Genomic DNA, 20,123 nt, shown 5'->3' with positions numbered 1-20,123 from the left:
ATCCAGCAGGTTTTCTTTATAGGTGTGTTCATTGCTCCGGCCTGCTCAAAAGGAAGGTGACTAATGCGTATCGACAGATTGACCAGCAAGCTTCAATTAGCGTTATCCGATGCCCAGTCGTTGGCGGTCGGTTTCGATCATCCGGCCATTGAGCCCCCTCATTTATTGCACGCACTGCTTGAACAGCAGGGCGGTTCGATCAAGCCGCTGCTCATGCAGGTCGGCTTTGACATCAATAGCCTGCGCAAGGAACTGGGCAAGGCGCTTGACGCCTTGCCGAAAATCCAGAACCCGACCGGCGATGTAAATATGTCGCAGGACATGGCGCGCCTGCTCAACCAGGCCGACCGCCTGGCGCAGCAGAAGGGCGACCAGTTCATTTCCAGCGAGCTGGTGCTGCTGGCGGCCATGGATGAAAACAGCAAGATCGGCAAACTGCTGCTCGGCCAGGGCGTCAGCAAGAAAGCCCTGGAAAACGCCATCAATAACCTGCGCGGCGGCAATGCGGTCAACGACCCCAATGTCGAGGAATCGCGCCAGGCGCTCGACAAGTACACCATCGACCTGACCAAGCGTGCCGAGGAGGGCAAGCTTGACCCGGTGATCGGTCGCGACGATGAAATCCGCCGCACCATCCAGGTGTTGCAGCGCCGCACCAAGAACAACCCGGTGTTGATCGGCGAGCCTGGCGTGGGCAAGACCGCCATTGCCGAGGGCCTGGCGCAGCGCATCATCAATGGCGAAGTGCCCGACGGCCTGCGCGGCAAGCGCCTGCTGTCGCTGGACATGGGCGCGCTGATTGCCGGCGCCAAGTTCCGCGGCGAGTTCGAAGAGCGCCTCAAGTCGCTGCTCAACGAACTGGGCAAGCAGGAAGGCCAGATCATCCTGTTCATTGACGAGCTGCACACCATGGTCGGTGCCGGCAAGGGCGAGGGCTCGATGGACGCCGGCAACATGCTCAAGCCGGCCCTGGCGCGTGGCGAGCTGCACTGCGTCGGCGCGACCACGCTCAATGAGTACCGCCAATATATAGAGAAGGACGCGGCGCTTGAGCGACGCTTCCAGAAGGTGCTGGTCGAGGAACCCAGCGAAGAAGACACCATCGCCATCCTGCGCGGCCTTAAAGAACGCTATGAGGTGCACCACAAGGTGGCGATCACCGACGGCGCGATCATTGCCGCCGCCAAGCTCAGCCACCGCTACATCACTGACCGGCAGTTGCCTGACAAGGCCATCGACCTGATCGACGAAGCGGCCAGCCGCATTCGCATGGAAATCGACTCCAAGCCCGAAGTGCTGGACCGTCTGGAGCGCCGCCTGATCCAGCTCAAGGTTGAATCGCAAGCCCTCAAGAAGGAAGACGACGAAGCCGCGATCAAGCGCCTGGAAAAACTGCAGGTCGAGATCGAGCGCCTGGAGCGCGAATACGCCGACCTTGAAGAAATCTGGACCTCGGAAAAAGCCGAAGTCACCGGCTCCGCGCAGATTCAGCAGAAGATCGAGCAATCGCGTCAGGAACTGGAGGCCGCACGTCGGCGTGGCGACCTGAACCGCATGGCTGAATTGCAGTACGGGATCATCCCCGACCTGGAGCGCAGCCTGCAGATGGTCGACCAGCACGGCAAGCCGGAAAACCAGTTGCTGCGCAGCCGCGTGACCGAGGAAGAAATTGCCGAGGTGGTGTCCAAGTGGACCGGTATCCCGGTGGCGAAGATGCTCGAAGGCGAGCGCGAGAAGCTGTTGAAGATGGAAGGGCTGCTGCACCAGCGGGTGATCGGCCAGAACGAAGCAGTGATCGCGGTGGCCAATGCCGTGCGGCGCTCGCGTGCCGGGTTGTCGGACCCGAATCGCCCCAGCGGCTCGTTCATGTTCCTGGGCCCTACCGGCGTGGGCAAGACCGAGCTGTGCAAGGCGCTGGCGGAGTTCCTGTTCGACACCGAAGAGGCGATGGTGCGCATCGACATGTCCGAGTTCATGGAGAAACACTCCGTGGCGCGGCTGATCGGTGCTCCGCCGGGCTATGTCGGTTATGAAGAGGGCGGTTACCTGACCGAGGCCGTGCGGCGCAAGCCGTATGCGGTGATCCTGCTGGACGAGGTCGAGAAGGCGCACAGCGATGTGTTCAACATCCTGCTGCAAGTGCTCGAAGACGGCCGCCTGACCGACAGCCACGGACGCACGGTGGATTTTCGCAATACGGTGATCGTCATGACCTCCAACCTGGGGTCGGCGCAGATCCAGGAGCTGGTCGGTGATCGTGAGGCCCAGCGGGCAGCGGTCATGGACGCGGTGGGCACGCACTTCCGGCCGGAGTTCATCAACCGCATCGACGAGGTGGTGATCTTCGAGCCGCTGGGTCGCGAGCAGATTGCCGGCATTACCCAGATCCAGCTGAGCCGCCTGCTGAGTCGCCTGGCCGAGCGCGAGCTGAACCTGGTGTTGAGCCCCGAGGCGCTCGACAAGCTGATCGCGGTCGGCTACGACCCGGTGTATGGCGCACGGCCACTCAAGCGCGCCATCCAGCGCTGGATCGAAAACCCGCTGGCACAGTTGATCCTGTCGGGACGCTTCGTGCCCGGCTCGACCATTACCGGCACCCTGGTCGACGACGAGATCGCCTTTGCCTGAAACAGGCTGCAGGACCGGCCGGGCGACGATCCGCTCAGCCGGGAAGGGTGCCACCTTCTATAGAGAGGGCGCCTTCCCTGCACGACGGACCGTAACAAGGCCTTTGACCCTATGAAAAAGGCCTTCTGAAAAAAAATCGCAAATCATTGTAGTAAAAGCAATTTAGGGTGTTGACAGGTGTTTTGAATCTTGTAGAATGGCGCGCCTCAGAGGCGTGAACGTAACGCGAAATGCGAAGCGCAAAGGTCGATGAGATTGGATCTGAAGACGTTCCGCGATAGCTCAGTTGGTAGAGCAAGTGACTGTTAATCACTGGGTCCCTGGTTCGAGTCCAGGTCGTGGAGCCAGATTCAGGTTCTGGTTGTGAAAGGTTGTACGTGTCGGGGTATAGCGCAGTCCGGTAGCGCGCCTGCTTTGGGAGCAGGATGTCAGGAGTTCGAATCCCCTTACCCCGACCATTCTTTGGGTCGTTAGCTCAGTTGGTAGAGCAGTTGGCTTTTAACCAATTGGTCGTAGGTTCGAATCCCACACGACCCACCATTTTTGGTCTTGCAACATTGGGCCGAATCTTAGGGAAATGATGCCACTTGCATCATTCTTGTTAAAACACCCCTCACGGGGTGTGTTTAAGCAGTAACGGGGTATAGCGCAGTCCGGTAGCGCGCCTGCTTTGGGAGCAGGATGTCAGGAGTTCGAATCCCCTTACCCCGACCATTTTCACTTGGCTTTGCCAGGGCGAAAATACGGATTCCCAGCCAGCCGCTGTGAATCGAACAAAAAAGGCGTCCTTCGGGACGCCTTTTTTGTTGTGCGTGTTTTTTATCCGTGGCTCGTCATGCCGGCTGGCAAGCCATCATGGCTGAAGCGGTGACCCGCTCCAGCCACGAAACCCGTCAGTGCAGCTTCATGCGCGGCTCGGTGCCCTTGCCGATCCGGCTGCCCAGCATCAGCATCAGCGTGCGAAACGCCCCGTACAACGCTGTCTGGTGCATGCGGTACAGCGAGACATAGAACATCCGCGCCAGCCAGCCTTCCAGCATGACGCTGCCGGTGAGGTTGCCCATCAGGTTGCCGACCGCCGAGAAGCGCGACAGCGAAATCAGCGAACCATAGTCCTTGTAGCTGTATTCCGGCAGCGCCTTGCCCTCGATGCGCAAGCGCAGCGACTTGGCCAAGAGCGAAGCCTGCTGGTGGGCGGCCTGGGCGCGCGGTGGCACATTGCGGTCCGTGCCTTTTTGCGGGCAAGCCGCGCAATCGCCAAAGGCAAAGATGTTTTCGTCGCGGGTGGTCTGCAGGGTCGGCAGTACCTGCAACTGGTTGATGCGGTTGCTCTCCAGCCCGTCCAGGTCCTGCAGGAAGCCCGGTGCACGAATGCCCGCCGCCCAGACCTTGAGCTGCGCCGGAATCACCTGGCCGCTGCTGGTCACCAGATTGTCGGCCGTCACTTCACTGACCGCCGCATTGGTCAGCACCGTGACCCCCAGTTTTTCCAGGGTCTTGTGCACCGGGCCGCCGATGCGCTCGGGCAGGGCCGGCAGCACACGCGGGCCGGCCTCGATCACCGTGATGCGCAGGTTTTCCGGCTTGATGCGCCCCAGCCCGTAGGCGGCCAGTTCGTGTGCGGCGTTGTGCAGCTCGGCGGCCAGCTCGACGCCGGTGGCACCGGCGCCAACGATGGCCACGCTGATCTCCTGGGTGCTGTTGTCTTGCCCGGCGTGCGCCCGCAGGTAGTGGTTGAGCAACTGCTGGTGAAAACGCTCGGCCTGCTTGCGGGTGTCGAGGAACAGGCAGTGCTCGGCCGCGCCCAGCGTGCCGAAATCATTGGTGGTGCTGCCCACCGCGATCACCAGGCTGTCGTAGTCCAGGCTGCGGGCGGGCACCAGTTCGTTGCCATTCTCGTCCTGGGTCGCGGCCAGGTGAATCTTGCGGCTGGCACGGTCCAGGCCGGTCATGCGCCCGAGCTGGAACTGAAAGTGATTCCACTTGGCCTGGGCCACATAGTTCAGCTCGTCCTCATAGGAATTGAGCGAGCCGGCGGCCACCTCATGCAGCAGCGGCTTCCAGATGTGGGTCAGGTTGGCGTCGACCAGCGTGACACTGGCGGTGCCTTTCTTGCCCAGGGTCTTGCCCAGGCGGGTGGCCAGCTCGAGACCGCCGGCGCCGCCGCCAACGATGACAATGCGATGAGTCATAAGGATTACTCGTAAGGTTAAGGAAACCGGCAGGCACGGTCTGCGCGAGCGCAAGGCAGCTCATAGCGGCAGATCGGGCTGAAAAAGGGGAGGGTTGCGCCATCGATGCGCCGTGCACGGGAGCGATCCTGGCCACACAGGGCAGGCGCTCGACCGGATGCAGGACGCTCAGGAAAGGGCTGGGCACAACGCAGGGCTCATGTTCGATAGGGTATAGACGCAATAGACCGCCAATACGCTACAAGGTTTGCAGATCGAGTGGTTCGACCTGCAGCGTGTCGCACAAGCGAATGATTCCGCTTTGTATCACTCGGGCGGTGATTCCGCCATGCCCGCGTACCGCCTGAAAGGTGCCCAGGCCCAGATTCTGTTCCAGGCGCGCGCAAGGCTGGCACCAGCCGGTGGTTTCCAGAATCGCCTGGCCGATGCGAAAGCGCCGGTTCTTGAGGCTGAACAGGTTGATGCCGCTGATCACCAGGTTGCGCCGCAGGTCCTGCGCCAGCACCGGCTGCTCGGCCGGACGCCCCAGCAATGAGCTGATGACCGCCAGATGTTCCCACTGGATCAGCGTCACCTGCCGGGCATTGCGTGGGCCGGGGCGGGCATGGTCGCCGGTCAGGCCGGCTTCGCGGCGCGCCTCGACCGCCTCCAGTTCGATCATCACCGCCCGCGATTGCGGGCGCACGCCAATCCAGCGCACCTGGCCCTGTTGCGGTACATCGGCAATCAGTTGCTGCAGTGGACTCATCACAGGCTTATTCCCACATCGAACACCACGGTACGGCCCAGGTTGGTGCGCAGGAAATCCGGCGCACCCGGGTGCGCAAACAGCACCCGGGCAAAGTTGGAGCCCACCAGCGACAACGAGCGCCAGCCCTGGCGCAGGTATTCGGTGGGCGGCGGAAAATGGCTGTTGAGGTCCAGCGCTTCACGCTTGAGGCTGGCAAAGGCGATGATGTCCAGTTCGCCCAGGTCCAGGCCGCGCTCGCGATAGTTACTGGCCTTCTTGCTCAAGGTCGGCGCCAGGCGCCGCAGCAGCGCCGGGGCCGGCACCCGCTTGGGCTTGGCCTCGCGGCGCACCAGTTGGCTGAGCGAATAGGCACTGCGCCGGCGGGCCAGCTCTTCGCGCCATTCATCGTTCAGGCGCCGGCCTTCGTCGATCACGAAAAACACCTCGAAGCGCGCGTCATGAAACAGCACGTCCGGCGGCTCTTTATTGGCCGGCAGAAAGTCCTCGTGACGGTGCGGGATGTTCAAGCCTTGCAACAGGCGCTCGCACACCCAGCGTTCACGCTCCCACTTTCGCGCATTGGAAAGAAAGGCATTGGCTTGTTCGGCCTGATTGGTCAGCAGGCGCAGGTAATCTGGATCATCCATGGGCCGTCGCATCGCAGTGACTGAAAATGAAAATGCCCTGTTCAGGCGGTGTGTCATGGCTGTAGCCTGCCACGCGGCACAGAGGCGCACAATCGCCGTCTGCGCGACCCCAATGACTCAACGCGAGGACAACGCCTTGAAATTGCTGCCTATCCTGTTGCTGGCACTGCTGCCCCTGAGCGCCCAGGCGTTAGAGCGCGGTGATCGCCTGACCCCCTGGACCCTGCTGGACCAGTACGACCAGCCCTACACCTTGAACGAGCAGGCGCAGACCCTGCTGGTGGCCCGCAGCATGGACGCCGCCAAACTGCTCAAGACCGCGCTGGAAGGCAAGCCCAAGGGCTTTCTGGAGGCCCGCCACACCGTGTTTGTCGCCGACATCCAGAAGATGCCGTCGATCATCGCCACGATGTTCGCCATCCCGAAAATGCGCGACTACAGCTACCGCGTGCTCCTGGACCGCGAATCACGCGTGGTGCCGCAGTATCCCGGCGACGAGGATAAGGTCCTGTGGCTGCAATTGCGTGACGGCAAGGTGGTCGACCAACAGCAGTTCGGCGACGCCCAGGCGCTGCGCAGCGCGCTGGAAAAGCCGCAGAGGTAGGACCGGCCGGGCGGCGAACCGCCAGGTAGGAGCGGCTTCAGCCGCGAAAGGGCAGCAGCGCCTGTTTCCCGGCTAAAGCCGGTCCTGCGGCAAGCCGGCCAGTCAAGCATTGCGTTGATCTGTGGGAGGCAGCTGCTGGCGATGGCTGTGTGACAGGCGCAGCAGGTGCATGGGCCTTGCTGGCCTCATCGCCGGCAAGCCGCCTCCCACAGGATTGATGTCGCCCAAGGTCTCGCAGCAGAGCAGCCTCCCATAGGTTGAATGTGACCTTGAATTTCAGGCCTGACACCGTACTGTGGGAGGCGGCTTGCCGGCGATGGCGGTATCACAGACGCTGAGCATGTTCGAGACGACTGACTTTTGTCGCAAGCAGACCGGGGCGCCGACCGCCCCTCCCACCTGCAGCAGCCTTCGCTCCGGTGTCAGGCCATCAATGCTCGCGGTACGGCCTTTCGAGGTCTTCGGTAAACAGGTCGTCTTCGGCATCCGGGCTCACCGGAATGGCATGTTCTTCCGACGCCCAGGCGCCCAGGTCGATCAGCTTGCAGCGGTCCGAGCAGAAGGGCCGGTTCGGGCTGGCAGCGCTCCATTCCACCGGGGCGTCGCAGGTCGGGCATTGAACGATCAAAGGTTGGCTCATGACGGGCCTCCAGGTAAAGACAGATAAAAGTGGTGCAGCCGCTCGACTTCCTGTTGCAGCCAGGCCGGATCGCGGTCGTTGACCAGCACATCGTCGGCATGGCGCAGGCGTTCTTCACGCGGCGCCTGCACCTTGAGAATGGCCTCGACCTGCGCCTGGCTGACCCCGTCGCGCGCAACCGTACGGGCCAGTTGCACCTCGGGCGGCACATCGATCACCAGCACGCGTCGGGCGAGCTTGTACTGCCCCGACTCGATCAACAGCGGCGACACCAGGATCGCGTAGGGCGAGGTCGCCTGCGCCAGGTGGGTGGCAATTTCTCCGCGGATCAGCGGATGCAACAAGGCTTCCAGCCAGCGTCGCTGCTCAGGGTCGGCAAAGATCAAGGCGCGCAGGGCGGCGCGGTCCAGCGTGCCATCGCCCTGCAGCACGCCCGGCCCAAAATGCCCGGCAATCTGCGCCAGCGCCGGACGGCCCGGCTCGACCACCCAGCGCGCGGCATGATCGGCATCCACGGCATGCACGCCAAGGTCCATGAAGCACTGCGCAGCGGCGCTCTTGCCGCTGCCAATGCCGCCGGTCAGGCCAAGGATCCAGGGTTTTTCAGCAGGCTGAGTCATTTGAAACCGGCAAACTGCAAATAAGAGTCGGTTATTTGACCACCCCACAGCAAAGCGATCCACCCCGCAATCGCCAGATACGGACCAAAAGGCATCGGCGCCCCGCCTTCAAGCCGGCGCAACCGCAACAAAATCACCCCCAGCACCGCCCCAACCACTGATGACAGCAGAATGGTCAGCGGCAACACCTGCCAGCCGCCCCAGGCCCCGAGCATGGCCAGCAACTTGAAATCGCCATAACCCATGCCCTCCTTGCCGGTCACCAGCTTGAACAGCCAGAACACCGACCACAACGACAGATAACCCGCCACCGCGCCCCACAGCGCATCGCTCAAGGAGGCGAACAGGCCGAAACTGTTGACGATCAGCCCCAGCCATAACAGCGGCAGGACCAGAGAGTCCGGTAGCAACTGGTGATCGACATCGATCATGCTCATCGCCAACAGGCCCCAGGTCAGCACCAGCATCGTCGCGGTTTGCCAGCCGAAGCCGAAATGCCAGGCGATGAAGGCTGACAACAGGCCGCAGGTGAGTTCGATCAGCGGGTAGCGTTTGCTGATTGGCGTCTGGCAGGCGGAGCAGCGGCCTTTGAGGAGGAGCCAACTGACCACCGGGAGGTTTTCCCAGGCGCGGATCTTGTGGTTGCACTGCGGGCAGTGGGAGTGGGGGAGCAGCAGGTTATAGCGCTCGGGCTTGGGGATAGCCGGGAGTTCGAGGACTTCGCGGGACTGGGCTTGCCAGTCCAGGAGCATCATCTTGGGCAGGCGGTGGATGACGACGTTGAGGAAGCTGCCTATCAAGAGGCCTAGGATCAGGGTAGTGGTGATCAAGGCGATTGGCGAAGCTGCGAGAAAATCCAGAAATTGCATATCAGACAGCACCGCCGAGTTTGAAGATCGGCAGATACATGGCAATGACCAAGCCGCCGACAATTACACCCAATACAGCCATGATCATGGGCTCCATCAGGGTTGTCAGGCTGCTGACCATATTGTCGACTTCATCCTCGTAATAAGTCGCAACTTTATCGAGCATGGTGTCCAGTGCGCCGGACTCCTCGCCAATCGCGGTCATCTGTATGGCCAGCGTCGGAAAGACGCCCGTCGAGCGCATGGAGAAGTTCAGTTGCATGCCGGTAGCGACGTCCTGTTTAACCTTGTGGACTGCGTTTTTGAACACCACGTTGCCGGTTGCACCGGCAACTGAGTCCAAGGCTTCGACCAACGGCACACCAGCAGCGAACGTTGTGGCCAGCGTTCGGGCGTAGCGAGCCACTGAAGATTTGAAAATCAACGGCCCAACGAGCGGCACCTTTAAAAGAAAGCGATCAACCGTGTCGCGGAATTTCTGCGATTGCCTGTAGGAGCGTTTGAATAGAAACGCACCGGCAAAACCCGCTCCCAGGATGGCGAGCCACCATTGCTGAACGATCTCGGACAGGCCGATGACCATCAACGTAAATGCAGGCAGCTCTGCACCAAAACCGGCGAATACAGTCTGAAATTGCGGCACCACCTTGATCAACAAAATCAACGACACAACGACCGCCACGATCATGACGGCAATGGGGTAAGTCATGGCCTTCTTGATCTTGGCCTTGAGCGCTTCGGTCTTTTCCTTATAGGTCGCCACGCGGTCCAGCAAGCTTTCCAGCGCACCGGCTTGCTCACCGGCGTCGACAAGGTTGCAGAACAGGTCATCAAAATATTCAGGCTTGCCGCGCAGGGCGGTGGCAAAACTGTTGCCGGCGGCGACCTCCTGCTTCAGGCCATTGACCAGGCTGCGCATGGCCGGCTTTTCCGCGCCTTCGCTGATGATGTCAAAGGACTGCAGCAACGGCACGCCGGCTTTCATCATGGTTGCCATTTGCCGGGAAAAGAAGGCAATGTCCAGCGGCTTGATTTTCTGGCCCCGGCTGAAAATCGACACGGCTTTCTTGCGTACTTTGGTCGGGTTGATGCCTTGCTTGCGCAGCTGTGCCTTGATCAGGGCCGGATTGTGGCCATTCAGCTCGCCGCTGACCTTGGTGCCTTTGCGATCAATCCCTTCCCAGGTAAACGTACTGACTTTGACTGCCTTGTTGGCCATGCTTAATCCTTGGTCACCCGGTTGATTTCTTCCAGGCTGGTAATGCCTTGCATGGCCTTGATCAAGCCAGAGGTGCGCAGGTCGTTGAAACCGTCCTTGCGCATCTGCTCGGAAATATCCAGGGAGTTACCTTCTTCCATGATGATTCGCTCCAGTTGGGGGGTTTTCTTCACGACTTCATAAATGCCGACGCGGCCCCGGTAGCCGCCGTTGCAGTGATCGCAGCCGACCGGGGCGTACAGCTTGAACGTGCCAAGACGCGCTTCGGGAAAGCCTTCCTTGAGCAAGGTCTCGTTGGGGATTTCGACTTCCTTCTTGCAATGTGGACACAGCTTGCGTGCCAGGCGCTGGGCAATGATCAGGTTGATGGCTGTCGCGATATTGAACGCCGCCACGCCCATATGGTGCAGGCGGGTCAGGGTTTCTGCCGCGCTATTGGTGTGCAAAGTCGACAGGACCAAGTGGCCGGTCTGCGAGGCCTTGATTGCAATCTCGGCTGTTTCCAGGTCACGAATCTCACCAACCATGATGACATCAGGGTCCTGACGCAGAAACGCGCGCAGGGCCTGGGTAAAGTCCATGCCCTGGCGTGGGTTGACGTTGACCTGATTGATGCCTTCCAGATTGATCTCCACCGGGTCTTCGGCGGTGGAGATATTAATGTCCACGGTATTGAGGATATTCAGGCCGGTGTACAGCGACACGGTCTTGCCCGAACCGGTAGGGCCTGTGACCAGAATCATGCCTTGCGGCTGCTTCAAGGCTTCCAGGTACAGCGCTTTCTGCTCCGGTTCATAACCCAAGGCATCAATGCCCATCTGCGCACTGCTCGGGTCGAGAATCCGCATCACGATTTTTTCGCCCCACAGCGTGGGCAAAGTATTCATACGAAAATCGATAGCTTTGTTGGTCGAGATTCTCAGTTTGACGCGACCGTCCTGTGGCTTGCGTCGTTCAGAGATATCCAGGCTGGCCATGACCTTCAGGCGCGCCGCGATGCGTCCGGCCAGATGAATTGGCGGTTTGGCGGCCTCGTGCAAGATGCCGTCGGTACGAAAGCGCACCCGGAAGACTTTTTCGTAGGGTTCGAAGTGCAAATCCGAAGACCCCATGCGTATCGCATCGAGCAGCATCTTGTTGACGAAGCGTACGACCGGAGCGTCGTCGGCATCGTCTTTTGAACTGATACTGGTTTCCTTGACATTGTCGGTCGGCTCTATATCCAGCCCCAGGTCGACATCGGCAAGATCACCCATTGCGCTACCGGTATCGAAAAACTTATCGATGGCGTCGCTCAGCTTGTCATCTTCAACCAGAATGGCTTCGGTATTCAGGCCGGTACTGAACTGGATATCGGTGACCGCTTGATGATTGGTGGGGTCCGAAACACCAATAAACAGTTTGTTACCACGTCGCCATAAAGGCAGGGCATGGTGCTGACGTACCAGCTTTTCGCTGACCAGCCCTTTGGGCTGACTTTCCTTGTCGAGGCTGCTCAGGTCGAAAAAAGGAACACCGAACTGATCGGAGGCCACCTCGGCCAGCGTCAGGCTTTTCACCTGGCGACTCTGAACCAGATAGCTGACCAGCGAGACCTTGTCGCGGCGTGCCTGTTGATAGGCCTGCTGGGCCGCTTTTTCGGTTAACAGCTCGGCTTCAACCAATTGCTTGGCCAGGCCGCTAAGGACGACATCAGACATAAAACCACCAGATACAGACAGTGGGTCGGTTATAGCGTAGTCAGGCGGTGCTGCCAAATGAGGATGAGGCGAGTGACAAAAAATGTCAGTTAATGCGCTGTTCTGAAATTGTTTGAAAATCCAGAGGCAGAAGAAGCAAGCATTAGGTTGGATATTTTTGGCACGTTTTGTGCTTTTTGTTCGTTAAGGCACCCAAATTGACGCCTAGGAGCAGTAGATATGAATGCACAAAAAGGCTTTACGCTGATTGAACTGATGATTGTGGTCGCTATCGTTGGTATCTTGGCCGCAGTCGCAATTCCTCAATATCAAGACTACACCGCACGCGCTCGTTTTTCTGAAGTGGTTTCGGTTGCCAATGCTTATCAAAATGCAGTTGCATTGTGCGTTCAAGAAACAGGTGTGATTGGTAACTGTGACCTAGGAACTAACGGTATTCCTCCTACTCAAGCAACTACCCATGTTGGAAGTGTCAACGTTGTAGATGGCGTTATCACAGTAACACCTTCAGCAACAACAAACGCTGCTTCTACTTTGATACTTACTCCTAACTTTGCTAACGGAGTCGTAACCTGGGTTAGGACAGGCGGTTGTACTACCGTGCAAACTGGTGTTCCTATCCTCTGCAGATAAGCAATAGTTTTTTCTGTTTAAGTGTTGAGAGGAGCCTGTAATCATGCAGGCTCTTCAATTTTTCAGAGCCGCTAACAAGCAACCCAACGTCGACTTCAGACATCCCCCGCATCCCGCAACCCCATACCCTGCGATGACATTCCCCACTCATCCAGGCACTCTTCCCATGTCTCAAAAAACCATCACCGTCCTGCGCGATACCACCCCATTGCCCGTCGTCGACGCCTGCAAATGGGAGCGCATCGAAGGCGAGCCGCATACGGTCAACCTCAATGCCTACACCTCCGAAGACGGCTCGAAGATCATGGGCACGTGGATCTGCACGCCTGGCAAATGGCGTGTGGAGTACGTGAAGTGGGAGTACTGCGATTTCCAGGAAGGCTATTGCATCATCACCCCGGATGGCCAGGAGCCGATTCACTTGAAGGCCGGTGACAAGTTCATTGTTGAAGTGGGTATGAAAGGTACCTGGGAAGTGGTCGAGACGGTGCGCAAGTATTTCGTGTTTGCCTGACAGGTTTTGATTTCAGCTGTTCTTTTCTCCTCACCTTTTTGGTCGCGGCGCAAGCTGTGGCCATTTTTTTTGGGGATTGGTTTTTGTTGAGGGGGGCGGGGTTGGCTTGGGGATATTGATTAGAGGCTGAGATTTTACGACTGCTGCCTGCGATTGAGCGCTCAGCGTTCATAGAGTTTTATGAAACGCTGAAAATTTACGACTGCTGCGCAGCCGGTAGCGGGCAGAGCGCGCTCCTACAGCGGTCCGTGTGGTTGTGCGGTAGCGTTGTGTCAGTGACGTGGGTGTGACATTTCGTGGGCGGGCGGGTGTCGTGATTGGTTTCTGTCTGTGCCGCACTCGGATAATTTGTCCGGTGTGGCCCGGGGGTAAGGTGGCGGGGCGTTTTCATTGGCGTTCGCTGGCGTGTGTTAGCCGTGCGACAGCGTGTAAGGTGCGCCGCTTCGACAGCACTCACCGTCAGAAAGAGAAGAACAAGACCCATGATCAGCCCCGACTCCAGCGGTCAACTGGCGCAAGGTTTCAAGCCGCGTCATGTCACGATGTTATCCATTGCCGGCATTATCGGCGCCGGTCTGTTTGTCGGCTCCGGCCATGCCATTGCCGCCGCCGGCCCGGCCACCATCCTTTCTTACGCCTGTGCCGGTTTGCTGGTGGTGCTGGTGATGCGCATGCTCGGTGAGATGGCGGTGGCCAATCCCGATACTGGTTCGTTTTCGACCTACGCCGACCAGGCCATCGGCCCGTGGGCGGGGTTTACCATTGGTTGGTTGTACTGGTGGTTCTGGGTCCTGGTGATTCCCATCGAGGCACTGGCGGCGGGGCATGTGCTCAACCAGTGGTTTCCGCAGGTCGATGCCTGGCTGTTTGCCTTGCTGTCGATCATTCTGCTGGCGGCGACCAACCTGTTCAGCGTCGCCAAGTACGGCGAATTCGAGTTCTGGTTCGCGTTGTTCAAGGTCGCGGCCATTATCGGCTTTATCAGCCTGGGCTTTGCCGTGCTGATGGGCTGGTTGCCAGGGCGCGAAGTCAGTGGCTTGAGCACATTGATGGAGAACCATGGCGGCTTCGCGCCCAATGGTTATTCCGCCGTGGTGGGCGCGTTCATCACAGTGATGTTCAGTTTTATCGGCACTGAGGCCGTGACCATTGCCGCCGCCGAGTCCAGCCATCCGGCCAGGAATATTGCCCGCGCCACGCGCTCGGTGATCTGGCGGATCGGCGTGTTTTATATCCTGTCGGTATTCGTGATCATTTCCGTGGTGCCGTGGAACGACCCGCAACTGGCGGTGGTGGGGTCTTATCAGCGGGCGCTGGAACTCATGGACATTCCGTTCGCCAAGTTCCTGGTCGACGTGGTGGTGCTGGTTGCGGTCGGCAGCTGCATGAATTCCTCGATCTACATTTCTTCACGCATGCTGTATTCGCTGGGCAAGCGCGGTGAAGCGCCGGCGGCCGTGCGCGTGACCTCGAAAGTGGGTGTGCCGCGCACGGCGGTGTTTGCCAGCACGATTCTGGGTGCGGTGATTACGGTGGTCAGTTACTTCGCGCCTTCGGGGCTGTTTGATTTCCTGCTGGCCAGCTCCGGTGCCATTGCCTTGCTGGTGTACCTGGTGATCGCGGTTTCGCAGCTGCGCATGCGGCGCATGCTGGTCCGGCAGAACGCCGAGATTGCCCTGCCGATGTGGCTGTTTCCGTGGCTGACCTATGCGGTGATCATTTTCATCAGTGCGGCGCTGATCGTGATGATGATCACCCCGGAACACCGCGCCGAGATCACCTCGACCATCGGCCTGGCGCTGGTGATCTCGCTGCTCGGGATTGTCATGGCACGCCGGCATGGGCGGCGGGATGAGCCGGGTGGAGTGGCGGAAGGGGCTTGATGGGCTGCGCTCATCCTGCTGATCTTGCTGGATTTTTGATTCACCCTTGTAGGAGCGCGCTTGCCCGCGACCGGCTGCGTTAGCAGTCGTAAATTTTCAGCGTTTCGCAGATTGATAGTCGTAAATTTTCAGCGTCTACACAATTTCTGCGAGCGCTTCGCACTCGGTCGCGGGCAAGCGCGCTCCTACTGGGGTCCTGGTTTGCCGTAAGGGTGTGTGGCGGTCGACGAATCTGCTGTGTCTGTTTCGCCGTCATCGCCGGCAACCGGAGCACCGGTCGGTCTCTGCCCCAGGTCTTGTTCTGCTGAGCAACGGTGTTGTGTCAGTGATAGAGCGCAATCACCTGTGAAACCGGGATGACGCTGGCCCAGGCCGACACCAGTAACAGCAGTGCCATGGCGCGGTTGAAGCGTTGCTGGGCGCGGGGGTGGGTCAGCAGGCGGGCGGCGCCCTGGCCCACCAGCGCCCAGGCTGTCAGGCACGGCAGGGCCACCAGGAAGAAGATGGCCGCATGCAGGCCATATTCGTGGGCACGGGCGTCGGTGCCGGCGAATACGCTGATCACCGCCAAAGCCATGAGCCAGGTCTTGGGGTTGATCGCTTGCAGACTGGCGCCGCTCCAGGCGCCGAGGAGCTGGCTGGCGGTGTCTGGCGTCAGGGACGCGGGTGCGCTGCGCCACAGTTGCCAGGCCAGGCGGCTGATCCAGGCCACACCGGCCCAGGTCATAGCGGTCTGCAGCCCAGGCAGGCTTTGCAGGATTTCCCCCAGGCCCAGGCCGACCAGCAGCACGATCAGCGCGGCACCCGCGCAGGCGCCAAGGGTGATGCGCAAGGCGGCCAGCAGGCCGTGCAGGGCGCTGTGGCTGAGCACCAGGATATTGGTCGGGCCCGGGGTGATCGAGGCGACGAAGGCAAAGGCAATGAAGGGCAGGTACTGGGTCATCGGCAGGCTCCACTAAGGCAGGCGGCGATTGTCGCGGCCCCAGGCTCAGCGGTCTGGAAGGTTTGTGCAGTGGCTGCGGTAGCGGGCCGGGCTCAGGCCATAAGCGCGGCGGAACCAGCGGCCCAGATGGCTCTGGTCGGCAAAGCCCAGGGCGGCGGCGACATCGGCCGGAGTCAGGCCCTGGCGCAGCAGCTTGCGCGCCAGGCTCAGGCGCAGTTGCACCAGGTACGCATGCGGCGCCAGGCCGTAGGCCGCCTTGAAGGCACGCGACAAACGAAAGCGGTCGACGCCGGTGGCGCCGGCCAGATCGTCCAGGCCGATGTCTTGCTCGACATGCGCATGCAGGTATTCACGGGCCTTGATCGCCACGCTGGGCAGGCGCAGCGGCTCGGGGCCGGGCGCCCGCCAGTGCAGGGTGCGGCTCAGGGTTTCGAGCAGGTCGTCCAGCGCGGCGTGGCGCACAATGCGCAGGTCCTGGTGATGCAGCGCGGCAAAGGCGCGGGCGATGTGCTGCACCAGGGCCGGCTCGCAGGCCAGCGTATGGCTGAAGCCGGGCAGGCAATGAGCCGGGGCGTCTTCAAACAGGGCGCGCATCTGGGCGTCGAGCCAGTGCGGTTGCAGGTACAGCATCGAATAGGTGAAACCGTCCGGCGCCGGGGCGTTACCGTCGTGCACTTCGCAAGGCTCCAGCATGAAGGCCTGGCCCGGAAGGCTGTTGTGCAATTGTCGGCGGCAGTTGAACTGCTGCACGCCCTGTTCGGTGATGCCGATCAGGTAGCTGTCGTGCCAGTGCGGGTCGTAGGCGTGGCCGGTGAAGTGCGCACGGATCGTCTCGATACCGGTCTCGGCGTCCAGTTTCAGGGTGATCCAGTGGTCTGTGGCCATGCGGGCTTGCCTGTCGATGAACATTGCGCGGGCGCGCCATCCGCCCGTTGTGCAGTATGGCCTGCGTACTCAGGAGCGAATCTAGAAGATTTGTGCAGCCTGGCTCATTCGACCCCCATGCGCCGCCGCGCCCGGTTGGCCGAGCCGTTGCGCACCGCCCAGCGCAGCACCGGGGCGACCCGGCGTACGCCGGCACGGACCAGCGTGCGTTTGGTCGGACCTTGTTCGATGGCCAGCATCTGGCTGGCCCAGTCGGGCAGCAGGTCGATGCCGGCCTGCATCATCAGCGCGCCGAACGGCTTGACCAGGCGGTTGGGCGCTGGCTCTTCGAGCAGCAGGCGGATTACTTCATGGCTGCGCTCGGTGCACACCAGTTCGCTGCGGATGGCCTGCAAATAGTCGGCAATAGCCTGCGCCGAATGCGGCACGTCACGCGCGCCCAGTTGTTCAGCCACATGGGCGGTTTCGGTGAAGTAGGCGTCCTGCTCGGCAATCGACAGGTGCGGGTTGACGTAGCGCAGGTGCGCGGCCATGAAGCTGCTGACTTCGGCGACATGCACCCAGGTCAGCAGGGCCGGGTCGCTGGCGGCGTAAGGGCGCCCGTCAGGGGCGGTGCCGGTGACGCGCAGGTGAATGGTGCGCACTTTGTCGATCAGCCATTGCGCGTCGTGCGTCGAGCCGAAGGTGGTGCCCGAGATGAACTGCCCGGTGCGCCGCAGGCGGCCAAGCATGTCCTGGCGAAAGCTGGAGTGGTCCCAGACCCCGGCCAGGGCCAGCGGGTGCAGGGTTTGCAGCATCAAGGCACCGATGCCGCCGATCAGCATGCTGGTGAAGTCGCTGTTGACCCGCCAGCACACCGATTGCGGGCCGAACAGGCCGGGGTCGCCCTTGGGGTTTTCCAGGTCCAGTTGCCCCAGGGCCAGGCCGGTGAGGCTCAGGACCTGGGTTTCGATACGACGACGAATGAATTCCATGGGCTCTTATCAGAATCGATACAGGCCTGGAGTATACCGTTGCAGGGGCGCGGGGGCGTAAGCCGGCGGGGTCGAGGCATCGGCACTTGTGGGAGGCGGCTTGCCGGCGATCGAGTGCGTAGCGCTCGAAAAATCTGCGAAACGCCACAAATTTACGACTGCTAACGCAGCCGGTCGCCGGCAAGCGGGCTCCTACGGGGGGGTAAGCCGGCGGGGTGTCAGCGGTTGAGGCGGTTGTCGATCAGGTCGTCCACCACGGCCGGGTCCGCCAGGGTCGAGGTGTCGCCCAGGCTGTCCAGTTCGTTGCAGGCGATCTTGCGCAGGATGCGGCGCATGATCTTGCCCGAGCGGGTCTTGGGCAGCGCCGGGGCCCACTGGATCAGTTCGGGCTTGGCGAAGCTGCCAATCTCGGCGCTGACGTGCGCCAGCAGTTCCTTTTTCAAGTCATCGCTGGGTTCGACGCCGTTGATGGGCGTGACAAAGGCATAGATGCCCATGCCTTTGACGTCATGCGGGTAACCGACCACGGCGGCCTCGGCGATGTTGTCGTGCAGCACCAGCGCGCTTTCGACTTCGGCGGTGCCGATGCGGTGCCCGGAGACGTTGATCACGTCGTCGACCCGGCCGGTGATCCAGTAGTCGCCGTCTGCATCGCGGCGGGCGCCGTCACCGGTGAAGTAGTAGCCGGCATACGGCTTGAAGTAGGTGTCGATCATCCGTTGCGGGTCGCCGTACACGCTGCGGATCTGCCCCGGCCAACTGGCCTTGATCGCCAGCAGGCCGCTGCCGGCGCCTTCGATTTCCTTGCCGTGCTCGTCGAGCAGCACCGGTTGCACGCCAAACAGCGGCCGGGTGGCGCAGCCGGGCTTGATGCGGCTGTCGCCCACCAGGGGGCTGAGCATGATGCCGCCGGTTTCAGTCTGCCACCAGGTGTCGACGATCGGGCAGCGCTGCTGGCCGACCTGATGGAAATACCATTCCCAGGCTTCCGGGTTGATCGGCTCGCCGACGCTGCCCAGCACGCGCAGGCTGGCGCGCGAGGTGCTTTGCAAGGGGCCTGGGCCTTCACGCATCAGGGCGCGCAGGGCGGTAGGCGCGGTGTAGAAGATGGCGACCTGGTGTTTGTCGATCACCTGCCAGAAGCGTGAGCTGTCCGGGTAGTTGGGCACGCCTTCGAACATCAGCGTGGTCGCGCCGTTGGCCAGCGGGCCGTAGACGATGTAGCTGTGCCCGGTGATCCAGCCGACGTCGGCGGTGCACCAGTAGACTTCGCCGTCCTGGTAATCGAAGACATGCCGGTGGGTCAGGGCCGCTTGCAGCAGGTAGCCGCCGGTGGTGTGCATCACGCCCTTGGGTTTGCCGGTGCTGCCGGAGGTGTAGAGGATGAACAGCGGATCTTCGGCGTCCATCGGTTCGGGCGGGCAGTCATCGCTGACGCCGCGCAGGGCTTCGTGGTACCAGAGGTCGCGGTCCTTGACCCAGTCGATCTCGCCCTGGGTGCGCTCGACCACCAGCACGGTGCTGACGTCGGGGCAGCTTTGCAGGGCCTTGTCGACATTGGCCTTCAAGGGAATGTACTTGCCGCCGCGCACACCTTCGTCGGCGGTGATCACGGTGCGGCAATCGGCATCCAGAATGCGGTCGCGCAGGGCTTCGGGGGAGAAACCGCCGAACACCACTGAATGCACGGCGCCGATGCGCGCGCAGGCGAGCATGGCGTAGGCGGCCTCGGGAATCATCGGCATGTAGATGCACACCCGGTCGCCTTTCTTCACCCCGCGCTGCTTGAGCACATTGGCCAGGCGCGCCACATGGTGATGCAGCTTTTTGTAGGTGATTTCGGCCGATTCGGTGGGGTTGTCGCCTTCCCAGATGATCGCGACCTGATCGCCGCGTGTGGCCAGGTGACGGTCGATGCAGTTGTGGCTGACGTTGAGCTGGCCACCCTTGAACCACTGGGCCTGACCGGTGCGCAGGTCGCTCTGGCAGACGTCGGTCCAAGGCGCGCTCCAGTCGAGCAAGGCGGTGGCTTGTTCGGCCCAGAAGCGCTCGGGCTGCTCGACCGACTGGCGATAAAGGCGCTGGTAATCCTCAGGGCTCAGGCGCGCGGCACGGCGCACGGCATCGGCTTTGGGGAATTCGCTGATATCGAACATGACGTTTTCCTTGTTCTTGAGGGGCCTACAAGAATAGGAGTCATGTCACTGGAGGAGGGTTCAACGACGCCTGGCCGGATGATACGGACCCCAGTAGGAGCGCGCTTGCCCGCGACCGAGTGCGCAGCGCTCGCAAAATCTGCGAAACGCCACAAATTTACGACGGCAAACCCATCAGGGATCTATGAAACGCCACAAATTTACGACTGCTAACGCAGCCGGTCGCGGGCAGAGCGCGCTCCTACGGTGTTTACAGCGTAGGAGCGGTTCGCTTTAGCCGCGGTGG

At 61.1% G+C, this 20,123-nt stretch carries 17 protein-coding genes and 4 tRNA genes; 9 read left to right on the top strand and 12 right to left on the bottom strand.

What is annotated here, in order from left to right; genetic code table 11:
* Window positions 1-63 precede the first annotated feature (63 nt).
* From clpB to DGA31_RS21635, 5 genes are all read left to right on the top strand, one after another.
* Window positions 64-2,628 (top strand): ATP-dependent chaperone ClpB, encoded by a 2,565-nt coding sequence (gene clpB, locus DGA31_RS21655; RefSeq protein WP_109513929.1) that lies wholly within the window; start codon window positions 64-66, stop codon window positions 2,626-2,628.
* Between the two features lie 271 nt (window positions 2,629-2,899).
* Window positions 2,900-2,975, top strand: a tRNA-Asn gene (locus DGA31_RS21650).
* A 34-nt stretch (window positions 2,976-3,009) separates the two neighbouring features.
* Window positions 3,010-3,086 (top strand) — tRNA-Pro (locus DGA31_RS21645).
* Between the two features lie 6 nt (window positions 3,087-3,092).
* A tRNA-Lys gene (locus DGA31_RS21640) sits at window positions 3,093-3,168 on the top strand.
* Between the two features lie 97 nt (window positions 3,169-3,265).
* Window positions 3,266-3,342 (top strand) — tRNA-Pro (locus DGA31_RS21635).
* 179 nt (window positions 3,343-3,521) lie between these two features.
* Here the strand turns inward: DGA31_RS21635 and DGA31_RS21630 are convergent.
* From DGA31_RS21630 to DGA31_RS21620, 3 genes are all read right to left on the bottom strand, one after another.
* Window positions 3,522-4,820 (bottom strand): NAD(P)/FAD-dependent oxidoreductase, encoded by a 1,299-nt coding sequence (locus DGA31_RS21630; protein WP_056841970.1) that lies wholly within the window; start codon window positions 4,818-4,820, stop codon window positions 3,522-3,524.
* Between the two features lie 238 nt (window positions 4,821-5,058).
* The gene (locus DGA31_RS21625; RefSeq protein ID WP_109513928.1) at window positions 5,059-5,568 is read right to left on the bottom strand and encodes an MOSC domain-containing protein; all 510 of its coding nucleotides are present in this window, start codon (window positions 5,566-5,568) and stop codon (window positions 5,059-5,061) included.
* Window positions 5,568-6,197 carry a DUF1780 domain-containing protein gene (locus DGA31_RS21620; protein WP_056841972.1) on the bottom strand — a complete coding sequence of 210 codons (630 nt, stop codon included), beginning with the start codon at window positions 6,195-6,197 and terminating at the stop codon, window positions 5,568-5,570. Before DGA31_RS21620 ends, DGA31_RS21625 begins: the two co-directional genes overlap by 1 nt.
* A 136-nt stretch (window positions 6,198-6,333) precedes the next feature.
* On the opposite strand from DGA31_RS21620, the gene DGA31_RS21615 reads away from it, so the two are divergent.
* Complete coding sequence (locus tag DGA31_RS21615; protein WP_161959213.1) at window positions 6,334-6,801, top strand: hypothetical protein; 468 nt, start codon at window positions 6,334-6,336, stop codon at window positions 6,799-6,801.
* Window positions 6,802-7,231: 430 nt separating this feature from the next.
* Here the strand turns inward: DGA31_RS21615 and yacG are convergent, their stop codons facing one another.
* Genes yacG through pilB form a run of 5 tightly spaced genes read right to left on the bottom strand, consistent with a single transcriptional unit; the run spans window position 7,232 to window position 11,849 of the window.
* The gene (gene yacG / locus DGA31_RS21610) at window positions 7,232-7,441 is read right to left on the bottom strand and encodes a DNA gyrase inhibitor YacG (RefSeq protein WP_056841973.1); all 210 of its coding nucleotides are present in this window, start codon (window positions 7,439-7,441) and stop codon (window positions 7,232-7,234) included.
* Window positions 7,438-8,061 carry a dephospho-CoA kinase gene (coaE, locus tag DGA31_RS21605; protein WP_109513926.1) on the bottom strand — a complete coding sequence of 208 codons (624 nt, stop codon included), beginning with the start codon at window positions 8,059-8,061 and terminating at the stop codon, window positions 7,438-7,440. Before coaE ends, yacG begins: the two co-directional genes overlap by 4 nt.
* Window positions 8,058-8,930, bottom strand: coding sequence for a prepilin peptidase (locus DGA31_RS21600; protein ID WP_109513925.1), 873 nt, complete (start codon window positions 8,928-8,930; stop codon window positions 8,058-8,060). Before DGA31_RS21600 ends, coaE begins: the two co-directional genes overlap by 4 nt.
* 1 nt (window position 8,931) lies before the next feature.
* Window positions 8,932-10,149, bottom strand: a complete 1,218-nt coding sequence (locus DGA31_RS21595) for a type II secretion system F family protein (RefSeq protein ID WP_109513924.1) — start codon at window positions 10,147-10,149, stop codon at window positions 8,932-8,934.
* A gap of 2 nt (window positions 10,150-10,151) precedes the next feature.
* Complete coding sequence (pilB, locus tag DGA31_RS21590; protein ID WP_109513923.1) at window positions 10,152-11,849, bottom strand: type IV-A pilus assembly ATPase PilB; 1,698 nt, start codon at window positions 11,847-11,849, stop codon at window positions 10,152-10,154.
* A gap of 219 nt (window positions 11,850-12,068) precedes the next feature.
* On the opposite strand from pilB, the gene DGA31_RS21585 reads away from it, so the two are divergent.
* The 3 genes from DGA31_RS21585 to DGA31_RS21575 all read left to right on the top strand — a co-directional run bounded on the left by DGA31_RS21585 (window position 12,069) and on the right by DGA31_RS21575 (window position 14,879).
* Window positions 12,069-12,482, top strand: a complete 414-nt coding sequence (locus DGA31_RS21585; RefSeq protein ID WP_109513922.1) for a pilin — start codon at window positions 12,069-12,071, stop codon at window positions 12,480-12,482.
* Window positions 12,483-12,648: 166 nt separating this feature from the next.
* Complete coding sequence (locus tag DGA31_RS21580; RefSeq protein WP_109513921.1) at window positions 12,649-12,996, top strand: cupin domain-containing protein; 348 nt, start codon at window positions 12,649-12,651, stop codon at window positions 12,994-12,996.
* Between the two features lie 482 nt (window positions 12,997-13,478).
* Window positions 13,479-14,879 carry an amino acid permease gene (locus DGA31_RS21575; protein WP_056841978.1) on the top strand — a complete coding sequence of 467 codons (1,401 nt, stop codon included), beginning with the start codon at window positions 13,479-13,481 and terminating at the stop codon, window positions 14,877-14,879.
* A gap of 322 nt (window positions 14,880-15,201) precedes the next feature.
* Here DGA31_RS21575 and DGA31_RS21570 read toward each other — a convergent pair whose 3' ends face one another.
* The 4 genes from DGA31_RS21570 to acs all read right to left on the bottom strand — a co-directional run bounded on the left by DGA31_RS21570 (window position 15,202) and on the right by acs (window position 19,837).
* Window positions 15,202-15,822, bottom strand: coding sequence for a LysE family translocator (locus DGA31_RS21570; protein ID WP_109513920.1), 621 nt, complete (start codon window positions 15,820-15,822; stop codon window positions 15,202-15,204).
* A gap of 45 nt (window positions 15,823-15,867) precedes the next feature.
* Window positions 15,868-16,707 (bottom strand): helix-turn-helix transcriptional regulator, encoded by an 840-nt coding sequence (locus DGA31_RS21565; RefSeq protein WP_109513977.1) that lies wholly within the window; start codon window positions 16,705-16,707, stop codon window positions 15,868-15,870.
* Between the two features lie 104 nt (window positions 16,708-16,811).
* Window positions 16,812-17,681 (bottom strand): oxygenase MpaB family protein, encoded by an 870-nt coding sequence (locus tag DGA31_RS21560; protein ID WP_056841980.1) that lies wholly within the window; start codon window positions 17,679-17,681, stop codon window positions 16,812-16,814.
* Window positions 17,682-17,899: 218 nt separating this feature from the next.
* Window positions 17,900-19,837 (bottom strand): acetate--CoA ligase, encoded by a 1,938-nt coding sequence (acs, locus tag DGA31_RS21555; RefSeq protein WP_109513919.1) that lies wholly within the window; start codon window positions 19,835-19,837, stop codon window positions 17,900-17,902.
* Window positions 19,838-20,123: the final 286 nt, after the last annotated feature.

It is taken from the genome of Pseudomonas ovata, from assembly GCF_003131185.1.
GTDB lineage: Bacteria > Pseudomonadota > Gammaproteobacteria > Pseudomonadales > Pseudomonadaceae > Aquipseudomonas > Aquipseudomonas ovata.
The sequence above is the reverse complement of the archived record's forward strand: the minus strand, read 5'-3'. Positions and strand labels throughout refer to the sequence as shown.

What these genes read in the sequence shown, in the direction of transcription:
- yacG (WP_056841973.1), bottom strand. Translation starts at nt 7,441, where the DNA reads ATGAGCCAACCTTTGATCGTTCAATGCCCGACCTGCGACGCCCCGGTG.
- coaE (WP_109513926.1), bottom strand. Translation starts at nt 8,061, where the DNA reads ATGACTCAGCCTGCTGAAAAACCCTGGATCCTTGGCCTGACCGGCGGC.
- DGA31_RS21575 (WP_056841978.1), top strand. Translation starts at nt 13,479, where the DNA reads ATGATCAGCCCCGACTCCAGCGGTCAACTGGCGCAAGGTTTCAAGCCG.
- DGA31_RS21625 (WP_109513928.1), bottom strand. Translation starts at nt 5,568, where the DNA reads ATGAGTCCACTGCAGCAACTGATTGCCGATGTACCGCAACAGGGCCAG.
- DGA31_RS21580 (WP_109513921.1), top strand. Translation starts at nt 12,649, where the DNA reads ATGTCTCAAAAAACCATCACCGTCCTGCGCGATACCACCCCATTGCCC.
- DGA31_RS21585 (WP_109513922.1), top strand. Translation starts at nt 12,069, where the DNA reads ATGAATGCACAAAAAGGCTTTACGCTGATTGAACTGATGATTGTGGTC.
- clpB (WP_109513929.1), top strand. Translation starts at nt 64, where the DNA reads ATGCGTATCGACAGATTGACCAGCAAGCTTCAATTAGCGTTATCCGAT.
- acs (WP_109513919.1), bottom strand. Translation starts at nt 19,837, where the DNA reads ATGTTCGATATCAGCGAATTCCCCAAAGCCGATGCCGTGCGCCGTGCC.
- DGA31_RS21560 (WP_056841980.1), bottom strand. Translation starts at nt 17,681, where the DNA reads ATGGAATTCATTCGTCGTCGTATCGAAACCCAGGTCCTGAGCCTCACC.
- DGA31_RS21600 (WP_109513925.1), bottom strand. Translation starts at nt 8,930, where the DNA reads ATGCAATTTCTGGATTTTCTCGCAGCTTCGCCAATCGCCTTGATCACC.
- pilB (WP_109513923.1), bottom strand. Translation starts at nt 11,849, where the DNA reads ATGTCTGATGTCGTCCTTAGCGGCCTGGCCAAGCAATTGGTTGAAGCC.
- DGA31_RS21595 (WP_109513924.1), bottom strand. Translation starts at nt 10,149, where the DNA reads ATGGCCAACAAGGCAGTCAAAGTCAGTACGTTTACCTGGGAAGGGATT.
- DGA31_RS21630 (WP_056841970.1), bottom strand. Translation starts at nt 4,820, where the DNA reads ATGACTCATCGCATTGTCATCGTTGGCGGCGGCGCCGGCGGTCTCGAG.
- DGA31_RS21565 (WP_109513977.1), bottom strand. Translation starts at nt 16,707, where the DNA reads ATGGCCACAGACCACTGGATCACCCTGAAACTGGACGCCGAGACCGGT.
- DGA31_RS21620 (WP_056841972.1), bottom strand. Translation starts at nt 6,197, where the DNA reads ATGGATGATCCAGATTACCTGCGCCTGCTGACCAATCAGGCCGAACAA.
- DGA31_RS21570 (WP_109513920.1), bottom strand. Translation starts at nt 15,822, where the DNA reads ATGACCCAGTACCTGCCCTTCATTGCCTTTGCCTTCGTCGCCTCGATC.